General features: G+C 70.1%; 16 protein-coding genes. 9 read left to right on the forward strand and 7 right to left on the reverse strand.

Annotation, left to right across the window (positions count from 1 at the left end; genetic code table 11):
- Positions 1 to 95: 95 nt before the first annotated feature.
- Genes SANBI_RS04710 through SANBI_RS04725 form a run of 4 tightly spaced genes read right to left on the reverse strand, consistent with a single transcriptional unit; the run spans position 96 to position 3,844 of the window.
- Positions 96 to 905, reverse strand: coding sequence for an ABC transporter permease (locus SANBI_RS04710; protein WP_319159432.1), 810 nt, complete (start codon positions 903 to 905; stop codon positions 96 to 98).
- On the reverse strand, positions 902 to 1,891 hold the full coding sequence (locus tag SANBI_RS04715; protein ID WP_319159434.1) for an ABC transporter ATP-binding protein: 990 nt from the start codon (positions 1,889 to 1,891) through the stop codon (positions 902 to 904). Before SANBI_RS04715 ends, SANBI_RS04710 begins: the two co-directional genes overlap by 4 nt.
- A 54-nt stretch (positions 1,892 to 1,945) precedes the next feature.
- Positions 1,946 to 3,088 (reverse strand): HAMP domain-containing sensor histidine kinase, encoded by a 1,143-nt coding sequence (locus SANBI_RS04720; RefSeq protein WP_319159436.1) that lies wholly within the window; start codon positions 3,086 to 3,088, stop codon positions 1,946 to 1,948.
- An 18-nt stretch (positions 3,089 to 3,106) separates the two neighbouring features.
- Positions 3,107 to 3,844: a response regulator transcription factor gene (locus SANBI_RS04725; RefSeq protein WP_056136898.1), complete on the reverse strand. Its 738-nt coding sequence runs from the start codon at positions 3,842 to 3,844 to the stop codon at positions 3,107 to 3,109.
- Positions 3,845 to 4,078: 234 nt separating this feature from the next.
- Here SANBI_RS04725 and SANBI_RS04730 point away from each other — a divergent pair, with 234 nt between their 5' ends.
- The 3 genes from SANBI_RS04730 (at position 4,079) to SANBI_RS04740 (ending at position 7,551) form a co-directional block, all read left to right on the forward strand.
- The gene (locus tag SANBI_RS04730) at positions 4,079 to 5,407 is read left to right on the forward strand and encodes a hemolysin family protein (protein WP_319159438.1); all 1,329 of its coding nucleotides are present in this window, start codon (positions 4,079 to 4,081) and stop codon (positions 5,405 to 5,407) included.
- Positions 5,404 to 6,444, forward strand: coding sequence for a hemolysin family protein (locus tag SANBI_RS04735; RefSeq protein ID WP_319159441.1), 1,041 nt, complete (start codon positions 5,404 to 5,406; stop codon positions 6,442 to 6,444). The genes SANBI_RS04730 and SANBI_RS04735 overlap by 4 nt, the downstream gene beginning before the upstream one ends.
- A gap of 345 nt (positions 6,445 to 6,789) precedes the next feature.
- Complete coding sequence (locus SANBI_RS04740; protein ID WP_319159443.1) at positions 6,790 to 7,551, forward strand: M15 family metallopeptidase; 762 nt, start codon at positions 6,790 to 6,792, stop codon at positions 7,549 to 7,551.
- Between the two features lie 279 nt (positions 7,552 to 7,830).
- Here the strand turns inward: SANBI_RS04740 and adhE are convergent, their stop codons facing one another.
- Positions 7,831 to 10,614, reverse strand: coding sequence for a bifunctional acetaldehyde-CoA/alcohol dehydrogenase (gene adhE / locus SANBI_RS04745; protein ID WP_319159445.1), 2,784 nt, complete (start codon positions 10,612 to 10,614; stop codon positions 7,831 to 7,833).
- A gap of 330 nt (positions 10,615 to 10,944) precedes the next feature.
- Between adhE and SANBI_RS04750 the strand changes: the two genes are divergently transcribed.
- From SANBI_RS04750 to SANBI_RS04775, 6 genes are all read left to right on the forward strand, one after another.
- Positions 10,945 to 11,433 (forward strand): methylated-DNA--[protein]-cysteine S-methyltransferase, encoded by a 489-nt coding sequence (locus SANBI_RS04750; RefSeq protein WP_319159447.1) that lies wholly within the window; start codon positions 10,945 to 10,947, stop codon positions 11,431 to 11,433.
- The gene (locus tag SANBI_RS04755) at positions 11,433 to 11,939 is read left to right on the forward strand and encodes an RNA polymerase sigma factor (RefSeq protein ID WP_319159449.1); all 507 of its coding nucleotides are present in this window, start codon (positions 11,433 to 11,435) and stop codon (positions 11,937 to 11,939) included. The genes SANBI_RS04750 and SANBI_RS04755 overlap by 1 nt, the downstream gene beginning before the upstream one ends.
- A 28-nt stretch (positions 11,940 to 11,967) precedes the next feature.
- Positions 11,968 to 12,570: a methylated-DNA--[protein]-cysteine S-methyltransferase gene (locus tag SANBI_RS04760; RefSeq protein ID WP_408669754.1), complete on the forward strand. Its 603-nt coding sequence runs from the start codon at positions 11,968 to 11,970 to the stop codon at positions 12,568 to 12,570.
- Positions 12,567 to 13,436: a DNA-3-methyladenine glycosylase family protein gene (locus tag SANBI_RS04765; RefSeq protein ID WP_319159451.1), complete on the forward strand. Its 870-nt coding sequence runs from the start codon at positions 12,567 to 12,569 to the stop codon at positions 13,434 to 13,436. The genes SANBI_RS04760 and SANBI_RS04765 overlap by 4 nt, the downstream gene beginning before the upstream one ends.
- Before the next feature lie 141 nt (positions 13,437 to 13,577).
- Entirely contained in the window at positions 13,578 to 14,471 is an 894-nt protein-coding gene (locus SANBI_RS04770; protein WP_319159453.1) for an AraC family transcriptional regulator, read from the forward strand.
- An 89-nt stretch (positions 14,472 to 14,560) separates the two neighbouring features.
- Positions 14,561 to 15,493, forward strand: a complete 933-nt coding sequence (locus tag SANBI_RS04775) for a helix-turn-helix transcriptional regulator (RefSeq protein WP_319159455.1) — start codon at positions 14,561 to 14,563, stop codon at positions 15,491 to 15,493.
- A gap of 31 nt (positions 15,494 to 15,524) precedes the next feature.
- Here SANBI_RS04775 and SANBI_RS04780 read toward each other — a convergent pair whose 3' ends face one another.
- Together SANBI_RS04780 and SANBI_RS04785 are read right to left on the reverse strand one after the other, a co-directional pair.
- Positions 15,525 to 16,643 carry a Gfo/Idh/MocA family protein gene (locus SANBI_RS04780; RefSeq protein WP_319159457.1) on the reverse strand — a complete coding sequence of 373 codons (1,119 nt, stop codon included), beginning with the start codon at positions 16,641 to 16,643 and terminating at the stop codon, positions 15,525 to 15,527.
- Entirely contained in the window at positions 16,616 to 17,320 is a 705-nt protein-coding gene (locus SANBI_RS04785) for a ThuA domain-containing protein (RefSeq protein WP_319159459.1), read from the reverse strand. Before SANBI_RS04785 ends, SANBI_RS04780 begins: the two co-directional genes overlap by 28 nt.
- Positions 17,321 to 17,340: the final 20 nt, after the last annotated feature.

The raw sequence follows: 17,340 nt of genomic DNA on the forward strand, positions 1-17,340 counted from the left end.
GATCTCTCCGGGCTTCACCGCATGGCAAACCCAGGGCAACGAGAGTCTGGTGAACACCCAAAGAGGGTCCGGGCTTCGTCTGTGGCGGGTATGGCTCACGACACGTCGCGCCGCAGCGTCGTGAGCGAGCCGACTGCGGCGAGCACGAGGGCGTAGCCCGCCAGCACGGCCAGACCGGCGCCCCAGGGGAGCACGTCGGCGATCCCGGCGGAGGAGAAGACGCTGCCCCCGGTGATCGCCTCGCCGGCTGCTCCTGGGAGATAGCTGGCCACGCTCGCGCCGACGTCGCCGACCTGGGTCAGGCCGAGCCGCAGCACGGCCTCGAGGAACTGGGTGTAGACGAGGATCACGATGATCGCGAGGACCTGGTTGGTGAGGATCGAGCCGAGGGCGACACCGACGGGGGCCCACACCGTGAGCGCGAGGACGGAGCGTGCGACGAGCGTCCAGGTCTCGCCGTCGCCGAGGAGCGTCGCCGACCCGCCGAGGGCCAGACCTGCGGCTCCGGCGCCGACGGTCGCGAGGGTCGCGACGGTGCCGTAGACGACGCCGATCGGCAGGGCGGCGATCATCTTGGCGACGAGCACGCGGGTGCGTGAGGGGCTCGCGAGGAAGGTGGGGGTGATCGTCTGGTGCCTGTACTCACCCGTCATCGACAGTGCGCCGATGATCACCGGGAAGACGTAGCCGAAGGCTGCGGCCGTCCCGTACACCGAGCTGCGGATGCTGTCGGGCGACGTGAGGCTCGCGCCGTCGCCCGAGTCCAGGCCCGACGTGCCCGCCCCGAGGGACCAGCCGAGGAAGATGCCGATGAAGGCCATGTAGGCGGCCATGACGAGCAGGAGGACCCACCAGAGGCGGGTCGTGACGAACTTCCTGTACTCGCTGCGCAGGGCGACGTTCATGCTGCTGCTCCTGACGTGCTCGGCTGGACGAGCCTGAGGAAGAGGTCTTCGAGGCTGTCGGTCTGGTCGAGGAGCCCGTGCAGCTCGACGCCCGCGGCGAAGGCGGCGGCGCCGACCTGCGCGGTGCTCACGTGGTCGACCTCGAGGGTCGTGCCGTCGGACGACCTGCTCGAGACGTGCCACCGGTGCTCGGCGGCGAGCCTGTCGAGCGCAGGCCCGTCGGGGGAGGTCACGGCGACCCGTGGCGAGGCGAGGGCGCTGAGCTCGGTCATCGACGAGGCGTGGACGAGGCGCCCTCCCGCGATGATCACCACGTCGTCGACGGACTGCTGCACCTCCGAGAGCATGTGGCTCGAGACGAGGACCGTCATTCCCTGCGCGGCGAGGTGCCGCAAGAACCCGCGGAGCCACCGGATGCCCTCGGGGTCCAGGCCGTTCGACGGCTCGTCGAGCAGCAGCACCCGCGGGCTCCCGAGGAGCGTGGTCGCGAGGGCGAGGCGCTGGCGCATGCCGAGGGAGTAGCCACCCACCCGGCGCCGTCCGGCGGCCCCCAGGCCGACCTGCTCGAGCAGCTCGTGGCAGCGCGTGTCGTCGGCGCCCGCGTACGGGGCGTAGGTCCGCAGGTGGTCGAGGCCCGTGCGCCCCGGGTGGAAGCTCGTGGCCTCGAGCGCGGCTCCGACCTCGCGGAGCGGGTCCGGGATGTCGGCGTAGGCCCGTCCGGAGATGGTCGCCGTGCCGCTCGTGGGGGTGGCGAGCCCGAGCAGCATGCGCAGCGTGGTCGTCTTGCCGGCACCGTTGGGGCCGAGGAACCCGGTCACGCGCCCTGGCAGGACGTCGAAGCTGAGGTCGTCGACGGCCGTCACGGCCCCGAAGGTCTTGGTGAGACCGCGGACCGAGACCGTGCCGGGAGCGAGGGCAGGTCCCGCGGGTCGCGTGTCGACGGGCTTGGCAGGTCGAACGATTCTGACGGCGTCGTCGGAGGTCATGCGAGCAGCGTAGTTGTTATAGCCCGGCTATAACAAGTGGCGATGACTGCGACCTCAGAGCGTGTCGGCCCCGGAGCTGCTCGCCCCGCCCACGACGTCGCTCTCCGAGGGGTCAGGCTCTTCCCCCGGTGGGTGCTGCGGCAGAGCTACCCGCATCGTCGCACCGGCGAGGGTGTCGGCGACCTCGACGGTCCCGCCGTGCAGGTCGACGGCCCAGCGCACGATCGCCAGACCGATCCCGGTCCCACCGGACCCGGTCCCGCCAGCCGTCGGCGCACCGTTGACCCCGGCGCCCCCGCGGGCGAACCTCTCGAAGATCCGCTGACGGTCCTCGACCGCGACGCCGGGACCGTTGTCGCTCACGTCGAAGACGATCTCGTCGTCGGTCCGGCGCGCCATGATGCTCACCTCGCCCATGAACGGGGAGTGCCGGATCGCGTTGTGCAGCAGGTTCACCAAGATCTGCCGGAGCCGTTCCTGGTCCGCCGTGAAGGTCGCGTCCTCGGGCTCGACGTCGACGAAGAACGCGAGCTGCTTGCCGGCCTCGATCGTCGACACCGAGTTCACGACGTCCTCGAGGAAGTCCTTCGCGACCACCTCGGTGAGGTTGAGGTCGGCGGCCCCGGCCTCGACCCGCGAGAGGTCGAGCAGGTACGCGATGAGCCGCGTCAGCCGCTCGGTCTGCGTCAGGGCCGTCTGCATGGTCGCGGGGGTCGGCTCGACCACACCGTCGACGAGGTTCTCCAGCTGGGCGTGCAGGGCCGCGACGGGTGTCCGCAGCTCGTGCGAGACGTTCGCGATGAGCTCGCGGCGCACCCTGTCGGAGGAGTCGAGGTCCTCCGCCATGATGTTGAAGGCCGTCGCCAGCTGCCCGACCTCGTCCCGGCTCGTCGCCTGCACCCTGCGGCTGTAGTCGCCCTCGGACATCGACCGTGCTGCCGAGGTCATCTCGCGCAGCGGCGACGTCATGCCGCGGGCCAGCAGCATCGTGAAGAGCATCGAGGCGACGATCGCGAGCGGGAAGGTCCGGGTCGGGCCGAGGTTGTACCGCAGCCCGAGCCACGTGACGAAGGCCGCGAGGGTCACCGACGCGGCGACCACGATCGCCATCTTGATCTTGAGGGTCTTGAACCTGTCGAGCGGCCTGACGTCCGGCAGGTGCGGCCGGAGCGGGCGGACGTTGCGCGAGGAGCTCATGGTCGAGGCGTCCAGACCTCAGGCGCTCGCGGGCGGCTCGAAGGCGTAGCCGACCCCGTGCACTGTGCGGATCAGGTCCGCGCCGAGCTTGCGGCGCAGCGCTTTGATGTGCGAGTCGACCGTGCGGGTCCCGCTCGCGTCGGCCCAGTCCCAGACCTCGGCGAGCAGGCGCTCACGCGTCTGCACGGTCTTGGGTGAGCTCGCGAGCATGACGAGGAGCTCGAACTCCGTCGGCGTGAGGTGGATCTCCTGCTCGGCGCGGTGCACACGGCGCTGGGCGCGGTCGATGACGACGTCGCCGATCACCATGGGCGGCTCGGCCCCGTCGGAGGCCGAGGAGGCCTGAGCGGCCCTGTCGACGCGGCGGAGCAGCGCCTTGAGGCGGGCCACGAGCTCGCGCATGGAGAAGGGCTTGGTCATGTAGTCGTCAGCGCCGACCCCGAGGCCGATGAGCATGTCGGTCTCGTCGTCGCGCGCGGTGAGCATGAGGATCGGGACGGGGCGCTCGGCCTGGATGCGGCGGCACACCTCGAGCCCGTCGATCCCGGGGAGCATGACGTCGAGCACCACGGCGTCGGGCTGCATGCGGGCGGCGGCGTCGACCCCGCTGAGGCCGTCGCGGGCCACCTCGGTGCGCCAGCCCTCGGCGCCCAGGCGTTGGGCGATCGCCGTGGCGATCGCGGGCTCGTCCTCGACGATGAGGATCGAGGCACCGGCTGAGGGGGAGCCGTCGGGGCGCGGTGAGGTGACTGACATGCCTTCACAATTGCACACCGGCGGGCCCTTCGGCACGAGAAACGGCGGTCGACCCGCGCGAGTTCCCTGGAGGAACTGTGGAGAGCGCCGGGTGGCGGACGGCCGGTCGACTATTATTCTCATCCTGATGACAGCCGACCATCCGTCACGACACGTGTCCTCGACATCGACTCCCTCCGGGCCTGGTCTGCACGACGACCACGCGGGCCTCACCTCCGTCTGCGGTGAGCAGCGGTGACCGACTGGTTGTTCGTCGGTCTCGGCGTCCTCCTCACCATCGGCACGGCAGTCTTCGTCGCGAGCGAGTTCTCGCTCGTCACCCTCGATCCCGCGGTGGTCGGGTCGGACGACGACGAGGACGACGACCCCGACTGGCGCGGACGCAGCGTCCGCGGAGCCGTCAAGCACCTGTCGACCGAGCTCTCCTCCGCGCAGGTCGGCATCACCATCACGACCATCCTGCTCGGGTACACGGCGCAGCCGGCCATCAAGAACCTGGTCGGCGGTCCGCTCGAGAGCACCGCGCTGTCCGCGACGGTCGCCGGGGTGGTCGCCGTGACGGTGTCCCTCGTGCTCGTCAACTTCTTCTCCATGCTGTTCGGAGAGCTGATCCCCAAGAACTACGCACTGAGCCGGCCGCTGCCGACAGCTCGTCAGGTGGTCCCCGTGCAGCGGGTGTTCACCCGGCTGCTGCGTCCTGTCATCGCGGCTCTCAACGGCTCGGCCAACGCGATCCTGCGGCGCGTGGGCGTCGAGCCCAAAGAGGAGCTCTCGGGTGCGCGCTCGGCCCCCGAGCTCGCCGCGCTCGTGCGCAGGTCCGCCCAGGTGGGCACCCTCGACGTCTCCACGGCCCGCCTCATCACGAATGCCGTCGAGCTCGACGAGCTCACGGCGGTCGACGTGATGACCGACCGCATGCGGGTGGCCGTTGTCGCCCGTGAAGACACCGCCAACGACGTGATCGAGCTCGCGCGACGGACCGGCCACTCGAGGTTCCCGGTGATCGACGCGTCCAGGGACGACATCGTCGGGCTCGTCCACCTGCGTCGCGCCGTCTCCGTCCCGCGGGAGCGCCGAGACCACGTCCCGGCGGTCGCCCTGATGGACGAGGCTCCCCGGGTGCCGGAGACCGTGCGGCTCGGCCCGCTGCTCGTCGAGCTGCGCTCCTTCGGCATGCAGATGGCCGTGGTCGTCGACGAGTACGGCGGCACCTCGGGGGTCGTGACCTTCGAGGACGTCGTCGAAGAGCTCGTCGGCGAGGTCTCCGACGAGCACGACGCGCGCCGCGCCGGCGCACTGCTCGCCTCCGACGGCTCGTGGGTGGTCCCCGGGCTGCTCCGGCCCGACGAGCTCGAGGAGCGCACGTTGCTTCGCGTCCCTGAGGGTCCCGACTACGAGACCCTCGGCGGGCTCGTCATGGCCAGGCTGGGCCGGGTGCCCATCGTCGGCGACGTGGTGCGCCTCGACGCTGAGTACGAGGGTGGGACCGTCACGGCCACCGTCGAGGAGATGGACGGGCGCCGGGTCGACCGGCTGCGTCTGCGGACAGGAGACACGGCATGAGCTCCGGGCTCGCACTGACCATCGGCGCGCTGCTGCTCGCCGCGAACGCCTTCTTCGTCGGCGCGGAGTTCGCGATCATCTCCGCGCGGCGCAGCGCCATCGAGCCGCTCGCGCTCGCCGGCAACAAGCGCGCCAAGACCGTGCTGTGGGCCATGGAGCACGTCTCGCTGATGCTCGCCTGTGCCCAGCTGGGGGTGACCGTCTGCTCGACAGGGCTCGGGGTGATCGCCGAGCCCGCGCTCGCGCACCTCATCGAGGTCCCGCTCGAGGCCCTCGGGGTCGGCTCGGCGCTCGTCCACCCGATCGCCTTCGTGCTGGCGCTCGCGCTCGTGGTCTACCTGCACGTCGTGCTCGGCGAGATGGTCCCCAAGAACCTGTCGGTCTCGGGGCCGGACAAGGCCGTGCTGTGGTTCGGCCCGCCGCTCGTGCTCGTGGGGCGTCTGCTGCGTCCTGTGATCGTCGCCCTCAACTGGCTCGCCAACCACGCCGTCCGGCTGACCGGGGTCGAGCCCAAGGACGAGGTCGCCTCGGCCTTCACGGCCGAAGAGGTCCAGTCGATCCTCGAGCACTCGCAGGCCCAGGGCTCGCTCGTCGACGAGCAGGGGCTGCTCGCCGGGGCGATCGAGTTCTCGGAGCGCGCCGCCGCCGATGTCATGGTGCCCCTCGACGAGCTCGTGACCCTGGCCGAGGGCTGCACCCCGGACGAGGTCGAGAGGCTCGTCGCACGGACAGGCTTCAGCCGTTTCCCCGTGGTCGACCCCGGCGGCGACCTCATCGGGTACCTCCACCTCAAGGACGTGCTGTTCGCGACCGAGGACCAGCGCAACGTGCCGCTCCAGGTGTGGCGCACCCGCGCGCTGGCCGAGGCCTCGCCGGACGACGAGGTCGAGGTCGTGCTGCGCGCCATGCAGCGCTCCGGCGCACACCTGGCGCGGGTCTGGGACGGTTCTGCGGTCCTCGGAGTCGTCTTCCTCGAAGACATCTTGGAAGAGCTCGTAGGTGAGGTGCGTGACGCCATGCAGCGCGAGGCCCGGTGAACGGGTCCGCTGCACCAGCGGCTTCACAGTCCGCGCACACGCTGATCACCGTAGATGCAGGTGAAGTCTGGGTAGACGGCTTGGAAACGGGCCGATCGTTCGTTACTGTTCTGTGACAGAGGTACTGCGGTCTTGCCACCTCGTCCGGGCTCTCCCGGACCAGGAGTGCGAGGCCGCTTCGTCTGCCCGGTGGTTGCCGGTCAGGCCCGCAGAGATGATGGAGGTGTAGTGGAGCAGCAGTCCGACCTGGTCACAGGTGAAGCTCCCCTCTCCCGACGGGCGATCCGCGAAGCGGCAGAACGTGAGTCACGGCGTCCCGCTCGCGTCCGACGCACCCCGTCACCCGTGAACAACCCGACCCCCGGGTCGCACCGCTGGATCCCGCGCGCCGCCGTCTTGACGAGCCTGGCTGTCGCGACGATCGCCGTACCGATCTCCGCTGGCGCTGGGAACGTGTCCACGGACGTCCAGGCCGAGTCAGGGGTCGAGCCCCAGGTGGTCGACGTCCCCGAGGTCCAGGCGGAAGCCGTGGGGCCGACCGCGACGAGCATCCTCGCTACGGCGTCGAGCGGCTCGGCCGTGCCGGCCAGCCTCGCGCAGTCCGTCCCGACCGAGCAGCGCACTGTCGCCGCCGCGAGCCGGTCTGAGGAGCGCACCTCGCTCACCACCTCGGGCTGCGACATCACCAACCTCCCGACGGGGACCAACGGCAACTTGTCCTCTGAGGGACTCTGCGAGCTGTGGGACACCGGTCAGTACGCTCGCGCTGACGCAGCCGACGCGCTCATCGCGCTGAACGAGGCCTACAAGGCCAAGTACGGCGTCAACATGAAGATCACCGACGGCTACAGGACGCTCGCGTCCCAGGTCTCCCTCAAGGGGACCAAGGGCGGCCTGGCGGCTACCCCGGGCAAGTCCGAGCACGGCTGGGGTCTCGCCGTCGACCTCAACGCTGAGACCTACAAAGGAACTGAGAAGTTCGCCTGGCTCAAGGAGAACGCACCGCTCTACGGCTGGGACAACCCCGCCTGGGCGCGTGCCGGCGGCAGCGGTGCCTTCGAGCCGTGGCACTGGGAGTTCACCGAGGGTGTCGAGGGTCGTAGCTGACCTTCCCCAGCATCGTCTTCACGAGAGGGCCCGGCCAGGTGGCCGGGCCCTCTCGTGGTCCCGCGGCTGGAGCCGGTGTGCAGGTCGTGGCGTGACCGCGCTCCGGCCTGACTGCACTCCGTGACGGGCTCGACCGGCCGCGACGGGTCAGACCAGTCCTGACGTGACCGACGGGTCTTTCCGACTCCCGCAGAGCCTTCGACAGACGGCTGACGCCCCGCTCCTGACGAGAGGAGCGGGGCGTCGGCCGTCTGCGGTGGTGCTAGCGGTCACCGCGTCTCAGCGGCGGCGGCCCTTCTTCGGTGCCTCAGGTGCGAGGTCCTCAGGGATCTCGACAGCAGCTGAGTCGACCGGGGTTGCCTCCTCAGGGCTGGCAGAGACCACTGGGACGGCCTCGACCGCGGCGCGACGGCTCGCGCGGACTGCCTCGAAGGATGTGCCGTAGTACGCGGCCTCCATGATGGTCTTCATGTCCTCGAGCATCGGCATGCGCGGGTTGGCCGGTGCGCACTGGTCTTCGTAGGCGGCCATGGCGAGCGAGTCGAGGCTTCCGATGAAGTTCTCCTCGGCGACGCCCTGTGCCTGGAAGGACGGGGCGATGCCGACCTTGTCGCGGAGCGCCTCGACGGCCTTGGCGTAGGACTCGACGCCCTCAGCCGGGGTCGACGCCGGGAGACCGAGGTGCTTGGCGATCTCCTGGAAGCGCTCGGGTGCCACGTAGTGCTCGTACTTGGGCCAGCTCGTGAGCTTCGTGGGCACGGTGCCGTTGTAGCGGATGACGTGCGGCAGGTACGTCGCGTTGGTGCGGCCGTGGATCAGGTGGAAGGCCGATCCCGTGACGTGCGCCATCGCGTGCACGATCCCGAGGAACGCGTTGCCGAAGGCCATGCCGGCGATCGTCGCGGCGTTGTGCATCTTCTCTCGGGCCTTGACGACGGTCTGCTCGGTGCTGCCGGGAGCGCCGTTGACCGAGGCCTCGATGTTCTCGAAGATCAGCTTGATGGCGTGCAGGCAGAGGCCGTCGGTGAAGTCGTTGGCGTAGACGGAGACGAATGCCTCGGTCGCGTGGGTCAGGGCGTCGAAGCCGGAGTCTGCGGCGAGGAACCCGGGCATCATCGCGGTCAGTGCCGGGTCGACGATCGCGACTGTCGGGGTGAGCGCGTAGTCGGCGAGCGGGTACTTCTTGCCCGTGACCGGGTCGGTGATGACCGCGAAGGGCGTCATCTCGGAGCCGGTTCCCGACGTGGTCGGGATGCAGACCAGGCTGGCCTTCTCGCCGAGGTCGGGGAACTTGAAGGCGCGCTTGCGGACGTCGAAGAACTTCTCCTTCATGTCCGCGAACTCGATCTCGGGGTGCTCGTAGAGCAGCCACATGACCTTGGCGGCGTCCATCGGCGATCCGCCACCGAGGGCGATGATCGTGTCGGGGTTGAAGGCCCGCATGAGCTCGGCGCCTGCGGTGACCGAGTCGACGGTCGGCTCGGGCAGGATGTCGTCGATGATCTGCAGGGCGACGCGGTCACCGCGGCGGTTGAGCACGTCGAGAATCTTGTCGACGAAGCCGAGGCGGGTCATGGTCGAGTCGGTGACGATGGTGACCCGGCTGATGCCGCGCATGTCGGCGAGGTACCGGATCGCGTTCGGCTCGAAGTACGTCTTGGCGGGGACCTTGAACCACTGCAAGTTGTTGTTCCTCCGGCCGATGCGCTTGATGTTGACGAGGTTGATCGCCGACACGTTGTTGGAGACCGAGTTGTGTCCGTAGGAGCCGCAGCCCAGGGTCAGCGAGGGGATGAAGGCGTTGTAGATGTCACCGATGCCGCCGAGCGAGCTCGGGGCGTTGGTGATGATGCGGACGGCCTTCACGCGGGAGCCGAACTCCTCGATGATCGCCTGGTCCTCGGAGTGGATCGAGCCCGAGTGGCCGAGGCCGTCGAACTCCACCATCTGCTCGGAGAGGCGGATACCCTCCTCGGCGCCGTCGGCGCGCAGCACGGCGAGCACGGGGCAGAGCTTCTCGCGGGTGAGAGGCTCGTTGGGGCCGACCTCGGAGACCTCCGCGAGGATGATCGACGTGCCCTCGGGGACCGAGAAGCCCGCCTTCTCGGCGATCCACTCGGGGCTCTGGCCGACCACGGTGGGGTTGAGCTTGGCCTCGCCGCAGTTCGTGCCGTTGGCCTGGACCCCGAAGATGAACTCTTCGAGCATCGCCTTCTCGGCCGCGTCCACGCGGTAGGCGTGCAGGATCGCGAACTCGGACATGGCCTCGTCGTAGATCGGGGCGTCGAGGATGACGGCCTGCTCGGAGGCGCAGATCATGCCGTTGTCGAAGGCCTTGGACAGGACCACGTCGTTCACGGCGCGCTTGAGCTTGGCGCTGCGCTCGATGAAGGCGGGGACGTTCCCGGCGCCGACGCCCAGAGCGGGCTTGCCGCAGGAGTACGCAGCACGGACCATCGCGTTGCCGCCGGTCGCGAGGATCAGCGCGACACCCGGGTGGTTCATGAGCAGGTTGGTGGCCTCGAGGGAGGGGTGCTCGACCCACTGGATGCAGTCGGCGGGTGCGCCCGCGGCGACGGCGGCGTCACGGACGACCCGTGCTGCGGCGACCGAGGACTGCTGGGCCGAGGGGTGGAAGCCGAAGATGATGGGGTTGCGGGTCTTGAGCGCGATGAGCGACTTGAAGATCGCGGTCGAGGTCGGGTTCGTCACCGGGGTGACACCGCAGATGACGCCCACAGGCTCTGCGATCTCGGTGATGCCGGTGAGCTCGTCGCGGCTGATGACGCCCACGGTCTTGAGGTTCTGCATCGAGTTCGTGACGTGCTCGCACGCGAAGATGTTCTTCACGGCCTTGTCCTCGAAGACTCCGCGGCCGGTCTCGCGCACGGCGTGCACGGCGAGCTCGCCGTGCTGGTTGAGGGCTGCGACCGAGGCCTTCTTGACGATGTGGTCGATCTGCTCCTGCGTGAAGCTCGCGTACTCGGCGAGCGCAGCGTTGCCTGCGACGACGAGAGCGTCGATCTCGGCGGCGACTGTGGTCGGTGCGTCGGTGAGGGTCATCGGGTCCTTCGATCGGGATGTCGTGCGGGGGATGTGATGTCTTCAACGCTATGCGGGTGTGTCCGCCCTCACATGCGTCAAAGGTCCCATGTTTTCTCCAGAGCGGGTGCGGGACCTGATGCGGATGCCGACCTCCGAGATCCGACAGGTTCGGGACCTCACGAACCGGGTCTGGCCGACGTCTGCAGGGTGACTGGGATGATGGTGCGGCGTCCGCACGAGGTGCCGCAGCAGATGTGCGCAGCTCTCTGCATCTTCCTGCATCGGCGGTCGACACGGATGGACGCGGGCCTGGCGAGCAGGACCAGCTTCAGGAAGGGAGGGGGTCGTATGAGGACGTTCCGGGTGATCGAGTCGCCCGTCGGTCCGTTGACGGCCGTGAGCACAGACGGAGTGCTCAGCGGTCTGTTCATGGCGGGGGCGGCTCACCTCCCCGACTCTTTCGGCGAGCCCTCGGACGACGGTGCCGGGCAGCTCGAGAGCGAGCTCGCCGAGTACTTCGCGGGCGGGCGTCGCGAGTTCACGGTGCCGACAGCCGCTGTCGGGACCGTCTTCCAGCACAGGGTCTGGGCCCAGCTGGCCGAGATCCCCTACGGCTCCACCCGCAGCTACCTCGACCTCGCGCTGGCTCTGGGTGATGCCCGGCTGGTGCGGGCGGTGGGAGCCGCGAACGGGCGCAACCCCCTCTCGATCATCGTGCCGTGCCATCGCGTGGTCGGCTCTGACGGGACTCTGACCGGGTACGCGGGCGGGATCGCCCGCAAGGAGCAGCTCCTCGCGATCGAAGACCCGCGCCGACTCGCCGAGGTGCTCTTCTGATGCAACGGGCCTTCGACCACGTCGTCACGGCGCACGGCGCCGCTGTCCTGCGGGTGTGCCGGGCCCTCGTCGGCCCTGACGACGCAGACGACGTGTGGGCCGAGACCTTCGTCTCGGCGATACGCGCCTACCCGGAGCTACCTCAGGATGCCAACGTCGAGGCGTGGCTGGTGACCATCGCCCGTCGCAAGGGGATCGACCACCTCCGCGCCAGAGCTCGGCGCGCCCTCCCGGTCGAGGCGGTTCCTGAGCGTCCGGATACCGCCGGGATCGGTGCGGCCGAACGGCTCGACCTGTATGCCGCGCTCGCGACGCTGCCTACCCGCCAGCGGGAGTGCGTCGCCTTCCACCACCTGGGTGGCCTGCCCTACGCCGAGGTCGCCGCCGTGCTGGGCGGGACCGAGGCAGCCGCACGTCGGGCCGCCGCCGACGGGGTGCGAGCGCTCCGCGCGGCACTCGCTGGACCTGTGACCACGGACGAGGAGGTGTACGGTGCACGACTCTGAGCAGAAGGAACCGAAGGAGCAGAGTGGTCTGGGCTGGGACGGCCTCGTCGGTCTGGACACCGACGCGGACAGTGTCGTCGAGTCGGTGCTGCGGGCACGGCTGGCGCTCGCCGTGCAAGAGCGCGGGCTGCTCGACGTCGCCTACCGCACCGTCGACACACCTGTCGGCGAGATGCTCCTGGCAGCGACCGAGATCGGCGTCCTCCGCCTGGCCTTCGCGGTCGAGGGCTTCGATCAGGTGCTCGACACGCTGGCCCGCAAGGTGAGCCCTCGGGTCCTGCGTGCGCCGGCCCGGCTCGACAGGCTGGCCTTCGAGGTCGAGGAGTACCTGACCGGCAGCCGGCACAGCTTTGACCTGCCGCTGGACCTGACTCTCACGACAGGGTTCCGCCGCGAGGTGGTCCGTCACCTCCCCGAGATTCCTTATGGGGGCACCGCGACGTACACCGAGGTGGCCGCACTCGCGGGTAGCCCCCGTGCGGTCCGCGCGGTGGGCACAGCCTGTGCGAAGAACCCTCTGCCGCTCGTCGTGCCGTGCCACCGGGTGGTGCGCTCTGACGGCACCACCGGGCAGTATGCCGGCGGGACTGCCGCCAAGCGATGGCTGCTCGACCTCGAGGCGGCGTCATGAGCAACGCTCTGGCAGTCCGGCTCGAGCACACGGTCCCGATCACCCTCGAGCCTCTGATGCGGACTGTTGCCGCCCATGCGATTCCCGGCATCGAGACCTGCGACCTGCTCGCTGCTCGGCACTCGCGCACTGTTCGTGGGGGCGAGCTTGTCGTCACGGTCGCGTGGGACGAGCCAGGATCGGTCCGGCTGAGCGTTGTGGACCACGACGGTGACGCCCCGGTCGACGACGCGCTCGTCGCGACAGTCCGGCGCTGGCTCGACCTCGACCGCGAGGTCGAGGGGATCGACGCGCACCTCGCGCAGTCTGGGACGCTCGCACCTCTTGTCGCTGCGCGCCCGGGGCTGAGGATCCTGGGCTCGGTCGACGGGTTCGAGACCGCCGCGATGACCGTGATCGGGCAGCAGGTGTCGCTCGGCGCGGCCAGGACCTTCGGTGGGCGGCTGGTCGCGGCGCTCGGGGGAGACGCCCCAGCAGGATTCCGGTCCTTCCCGACAGCCGAGGCTGTCGCAGCGGTCGATGTCGACACCCTGCGCAGCATCGTCGGGCTCACCGGAGCCCGGGCAGCGACCGTGTCAGCCCTCGCTCATGCCGTCGCCTCGGGCGACCTCCTCCTAGGTATGGACGACGACCCGCACGCCGCCCGTGCTGCGCTGCTCGCCGTGCGGGGTATCGGACCGTGGACAGCCGACTACGTGGCGCTGCGCCTCTTCGGTGATCGTGACGCCTACCCGGCGGACGACCTCGTGCTCAAGAAGGCCCTCGGGGTCCGGACCGGTACAGCGGCTGCACGGCTCAGCGAGGACTGGGCACCGTTGCGGGCCTACGCCGTCACGCATCTCTGGACTCAGACGGCCTTCTCTTGAACCGACGCGTGCATCACGTCCTGGCAGCGAGAGCCCGACACCTAGTGCCCGACACCTGCCGCAAGGCGCCCGGTGCCCGGCCCCTGGGGTCCTGCACGGCAGCAGGCCACGAGGCGGCTGCGTCTAGTAGGTTGTCGTCCCGTGCCGCACGGTGACCAGCCCGAAGCGACGCGCCTGTGGGTGGCGCCGGTCTTCGACGAGCGTCCGACGGCGCACGAGCCTGGCGCGACGGGCCGGTCCGTGGTGCCGCGGCGGACCTCGCCCGACGACCACGCGGAGCCCGCACGTGTCGACGACCCGTGGTTGTTCATCACCGAGACGATCCTCAGCCCCGACGGAGGGAGCTGGGTCGACGGGCTGCACAGGGAGCACGAGCTCATCTGGACCGGGGCGGGAGCTCTCACGGTCGAGGCAGACCACCAGCTCTGGACCGTCCCCCCGGGCCTCGCCATCTGGATCCCCGCGCACACCCGGCACCACGTCCGTGCGGCACCGGGGACGCTCACCCACGTCACCTACCTCGCGCCCCAGCGGGTCGACCCTCCCTGGGCTGCCGGGATCGCGGGGATCACGCTGAGCAGGGCCGTCCACGAGCTCGTGCTCCACAACAAGGCGGCCGTGCTCGACGACGCCGTGCGGATGCGCCTGCAGCAGGTGGTCGTGGACCTCCTCGTCCCGGTCGAGAGCGCATCCCTCGACCTCACGATGCCCGCAGACCCCAGGCTGCGCACCGTCGCTGAGGCGATCGTCGCGGACCCCGCAGACGACCGCACGCTCGGCGAGTGGGCCGACACCCTCAACATCAGCTCGAGGACCCTGTCGCGTGCCTTCGTGCGGGAGACAGGCACGACCCTGACCCGGTGGCGCATCCTCGTCCGGATGCGGCAGGCGCTCCTCGAGATCTCGTCAGGCCGGTCGGTCGCGGCGGTCGCCCTCAGGCTCGGGTACGCGAACCCGAGCACCTTCACCGACCTGTTCCGGCAGACCCTCGGGCACACGCCAGCGGCGTACCTCAAGAGCTTCGTCACGACCTGACCCCTGGCGGCTCGGCGCGAGAGCGTGATGAGCGTGGCGGGTACCGCTGGTACCTCCCGCGGGCGGGCACGAGGTCGTACGGTCGGAGGATGGACCTGAAGACCGAGACCCGCGAGTTCCTCTCGACGCGCCGCGCGCGGATCACCCCCGAGCGTGCCGGGCTACCTGCCTACGGCGGTCACCGCCGGGTGCCCGGTCTGCGGCGCGAAGAGGTGGCGATGCTCGCCGGGGTGAGCGTCGACTACTACACACGGCTCGAGCGCGGGAACCTCGGCGGGGTCTCCGAAGAGGTGCTCGAGGCGCTGGCCGAGGCCCTCCAGCTCGACGAGGCGGAGCGCGGCCACCTCTTCGACCTGGCACGGGCCGCGAACGCCTCGGGTGCTGCGCGCTCGCGGGCGCGCCGCGCACCGGCGCCGGTCTTGCGCCCGGCCGTCCAGCGGATCCTCGACGCGATGCCCGACGTCCCTGCCTTCGTGCGCAACGGCAGGCTCGACGTCCTCGGCTGCAACGTGCTCGGGCGTGCGCTCTACGCGCCGCTGTTCGAGTCGGCCGAGCAGACCATCGGTGGGCCCGTGAACGCCGCGCGGTTCATGTTCCTCGACCCGACGCCGGCCCGGGCGTTCTGGGGTGAGAAGGCGGACCGTGTCGCTCACGACTCTGTCGCGATCATCCGGGCCGAGGCAGGCCGCAACCCCTACGACACGTCGCTCACGGCGCTCGTCGGTGAGCTCTCGACACGCAGCGAGGACTTCAGGAGGCTGTGGGCCTCCCACGACGTGAGGTACCACCGGTCGGGGACCAAGGTGTTCTGCCACCCGGTGGTCGGCAGGATGGAGCTCGACTTCGAGGCCCTGGTGCTCCCTGCCGACCCAGGCCTTCAGGTGAACGTCTACACCGCGGCTCCGTCGACACCGTCGGCGGACGCGCTGACCCTGCTGGCGTCTTGGGCCGCGACAGGTCGACCAGCAGCAGGGGCGAGGTCGTCGGCCGCCGCAGTCGCCAGGGACGAGCCCGTCGTCTGAGACGGGTCGACATCTCTCCTGGTGCTCTGCGTCAGGAGAGGCCCCGCCACGTCGCGGCTTCGGTGAGCGGCACGAGGTCAGGTCGAGCGGGTGCGCTCGAGATCTGGGTCCGACGACCGCTGCTCGCGGAGTCGAGCAGCCCTGTCATGACTTCCATGACGTGCAGCCCGACGGCCCCGCTCGCGCGGGCCTGCGCCGGGGCGTCCCCGAGCCCCGCAGCCCCGACCATCTCGAGCAGCCCGACCCCGCGGGAGGAGTCGACGAAGCCGGCACGAGGTGTCACGGTCTCCCACGAGGTGCCACCCCGGGTGAGCAGCTCGACGTCTCCGCCGAAGGTGTTCGGGTCGGGGACCGACACGGCGCCCTCTTCCCCGTAGACCTCGATCGGGCGGGCCCGGGTACCAGGTGCGTCGAAGCTCACGGTCACCGTCGAGATCGCGCCGCCTGCGTGCTCGAGGGTGCCCGCGACGTGCGTGGCGACCTCGACCGGGATCACCTCGCCCGCGCGCGGACCGGACCCGATCGTGCGGGTGTTACGCAGACGCCCGGCCGATCCCGTCACTGCGACGACAGGCCCGAGCAGGTGGACGAGGCTCGTGAGGTAGTACGGCCCCATGTCGAGCAGCGGTCCACCACCTGGCAGGTAGTAGAAGTCGGGGTGGGGGTGCCAGGCCTCGTGGCCGGCCGAGACCCATGTCGCGACAGCCGCCGTCGGGCGTCCTATGAGGCCAGCGTCGACGACCGCCCGAGCAGTCTGCACCCCTGTCCCGAGGACGGTGTCCGGGGCGCAGCCCAGACCGACCCCTGCCCGTGCGGCAGCGTCGACGACAGCTCGGGAGTCAGCGAGGGTCGCGGCCAACGGTTTCTCGCCGTAGTGGTTCTTCCCGCTGCGTGCACAGGCCAGGGCGATCTGCGCGTGGGCGCCGGGAGTCGTCAGGTCGAGGACGGTCTCGACGTCGTCCGAGGTCAGGAGCTCTTCGACGGTGCTCGCCCGGCTGTCGCGCAGCCGCGCTGCCACGGCCTCGGCGCGTGAGGCGTCCAGGTCGGCGACGGCGGCGATGCGGATCCCAGGGTGCTCCGCGAGCGTGGCGAGGTAGGCATCGAGGATGACACCCAGACCGACTATTCCGACTCCGTGCGGCTGGCCCACAGCAGACCCCTCTCGACGATGGTGCGGACGTTCGGGTCGGCCAAGACCTCGGGGGAGTGACCCGGTGTGGCCACGAAGATGCGCCCCGCGCCCCACAGCCGCGTCCAGACGGCTGGGGAGATGATCGGCCTGTGCCACGGGTGCCACGGACGGACCGGGTGCGTGGTCGTGGCCAGCACGTCGATCAGGTCGTCGTGAAGGACCCAGTACTGCTCGGTGTCGAGCTCGAAGTCTGTGAGGCCTGCGGTGATCTGGTGCTGGCGTCCCTCGGCCGTGATGTTCACGGTGTGCCGGAGATAGTTGTCGCTCGCATCGCCAGGCCGCTCGTCGGGGTGGCGCCCCGGATGGGTCGCGAACTGCCCGCCGACCAGCTGGAGGTAGTCCGAGCTCGCCCTGTAGGAGTCGGCGATCCCGCCGTGCCACCCGGCAAGACCCGTCCCTGCCTCGACGGCGGACCGCAGCCCGGCGAGGGCTGGTCCGCTGATCTCCGACATGGTCACGCACTGCACCACGAGGTCGACGCCCGCCATCCGGTCGGCGTCGGCGTAGACCTCGTTGTCCGTCTCGATCTCGGTCACGAAGCCCTGCGCCTGGAGGAAGGGCACGAAGAGGTCGGTCGCGGCCTCTGGAGAGTGGCCGTCCCACCCCCCGCGCACCACGAGTGCTCTACGTGTCATGTGGGGGCTCCTCGTCGAGT

The sequence above is a fragment of the Sanguibacter biliveldensis genome, assembly GCF_033798665.1.
Lineage (GTDB): Bacteria > Actinomycetota > Actinomycetes > Actinomycetales > Cellulomonadaceae > Sanguibacter > Sanguibacter inulinus.

Coding starts and splice junctions, on each gene's coding strand:
- SANBI_RS04710 (WP_319159432.1), bottom strand. CDS start 905: ATGAACGTCGCCCTGCGCAGCGAGTACAGGAAGTTCGTCACGACCCGC.
- SANBI_RS04715 (WP_319159434.1), bottom strand. CDS start 1,891: ATGACCTCCGACGACGCCGTCAGAATCGTTCGACCTGCCAAGCCCGTC.
- SANBI_RS04720 (WP_319159436.1), bottom strand. CDS start 3,088: ATGAGCTCCTCGCGCAACGTCCGCCCGCTCCGGCCGCACCTGCCGGAC.
- SANBI_RS04725 (WP_056136898.1), bottom strand. CDS start 3,844: ATGTCAGTCACCTCACCGCGCCCCGACGGCTCCCCCTCAGCCGGTGCC.
- SANBI_RS04735 (WP_319159441.1), top strand. CDS start 5,404: ATGAGCTCCGGGCTCGCACTGACCATCGGCGCGCTGCTGCTCGCCGCG.
- adhE (WP_319159445.1), bottom strand. CDS start 10,614: ATGACCCTCACCGACGCACCGACCACAGTCGCCGCCGAGATCGACGCT.
- SANBI_RS04750 (WP_319159447.1), top strand. CDS start 10,945: ATGAGGACGTTCCGGGTGATCGAGTCGCCCGTCGGTCCGTTGACGGCC.
- SANBI_RS04755 (WP_319159449.1), top strand. CDS start 11,433: ATGCAACGGGCCTTCGACCACGTCGTCACGGCGCACGGCGCCGCTGTC.
- SANBI_RS04765 (WP_319159451.1), top strand. CDS start 12,567: ATGAGCAACGCTCTGGCAGTCCGGCTCGAGCACACGGTCCCGATCACC.
- SANBI_RS04775 (WP_319159455.1), top strand. CDS start 14,561: ATGGACCTGAAGACCGAGACCCGCGAGTTCCTCTCGACGCGCCGCGCG.
- SANBI_RS04785 (WP_319159459.1), bottom strand. CDS start 17,320: ATGACACGTAGAGCACTCGTGGTGCGCGGGGGGTGGGACGGCCACTCT.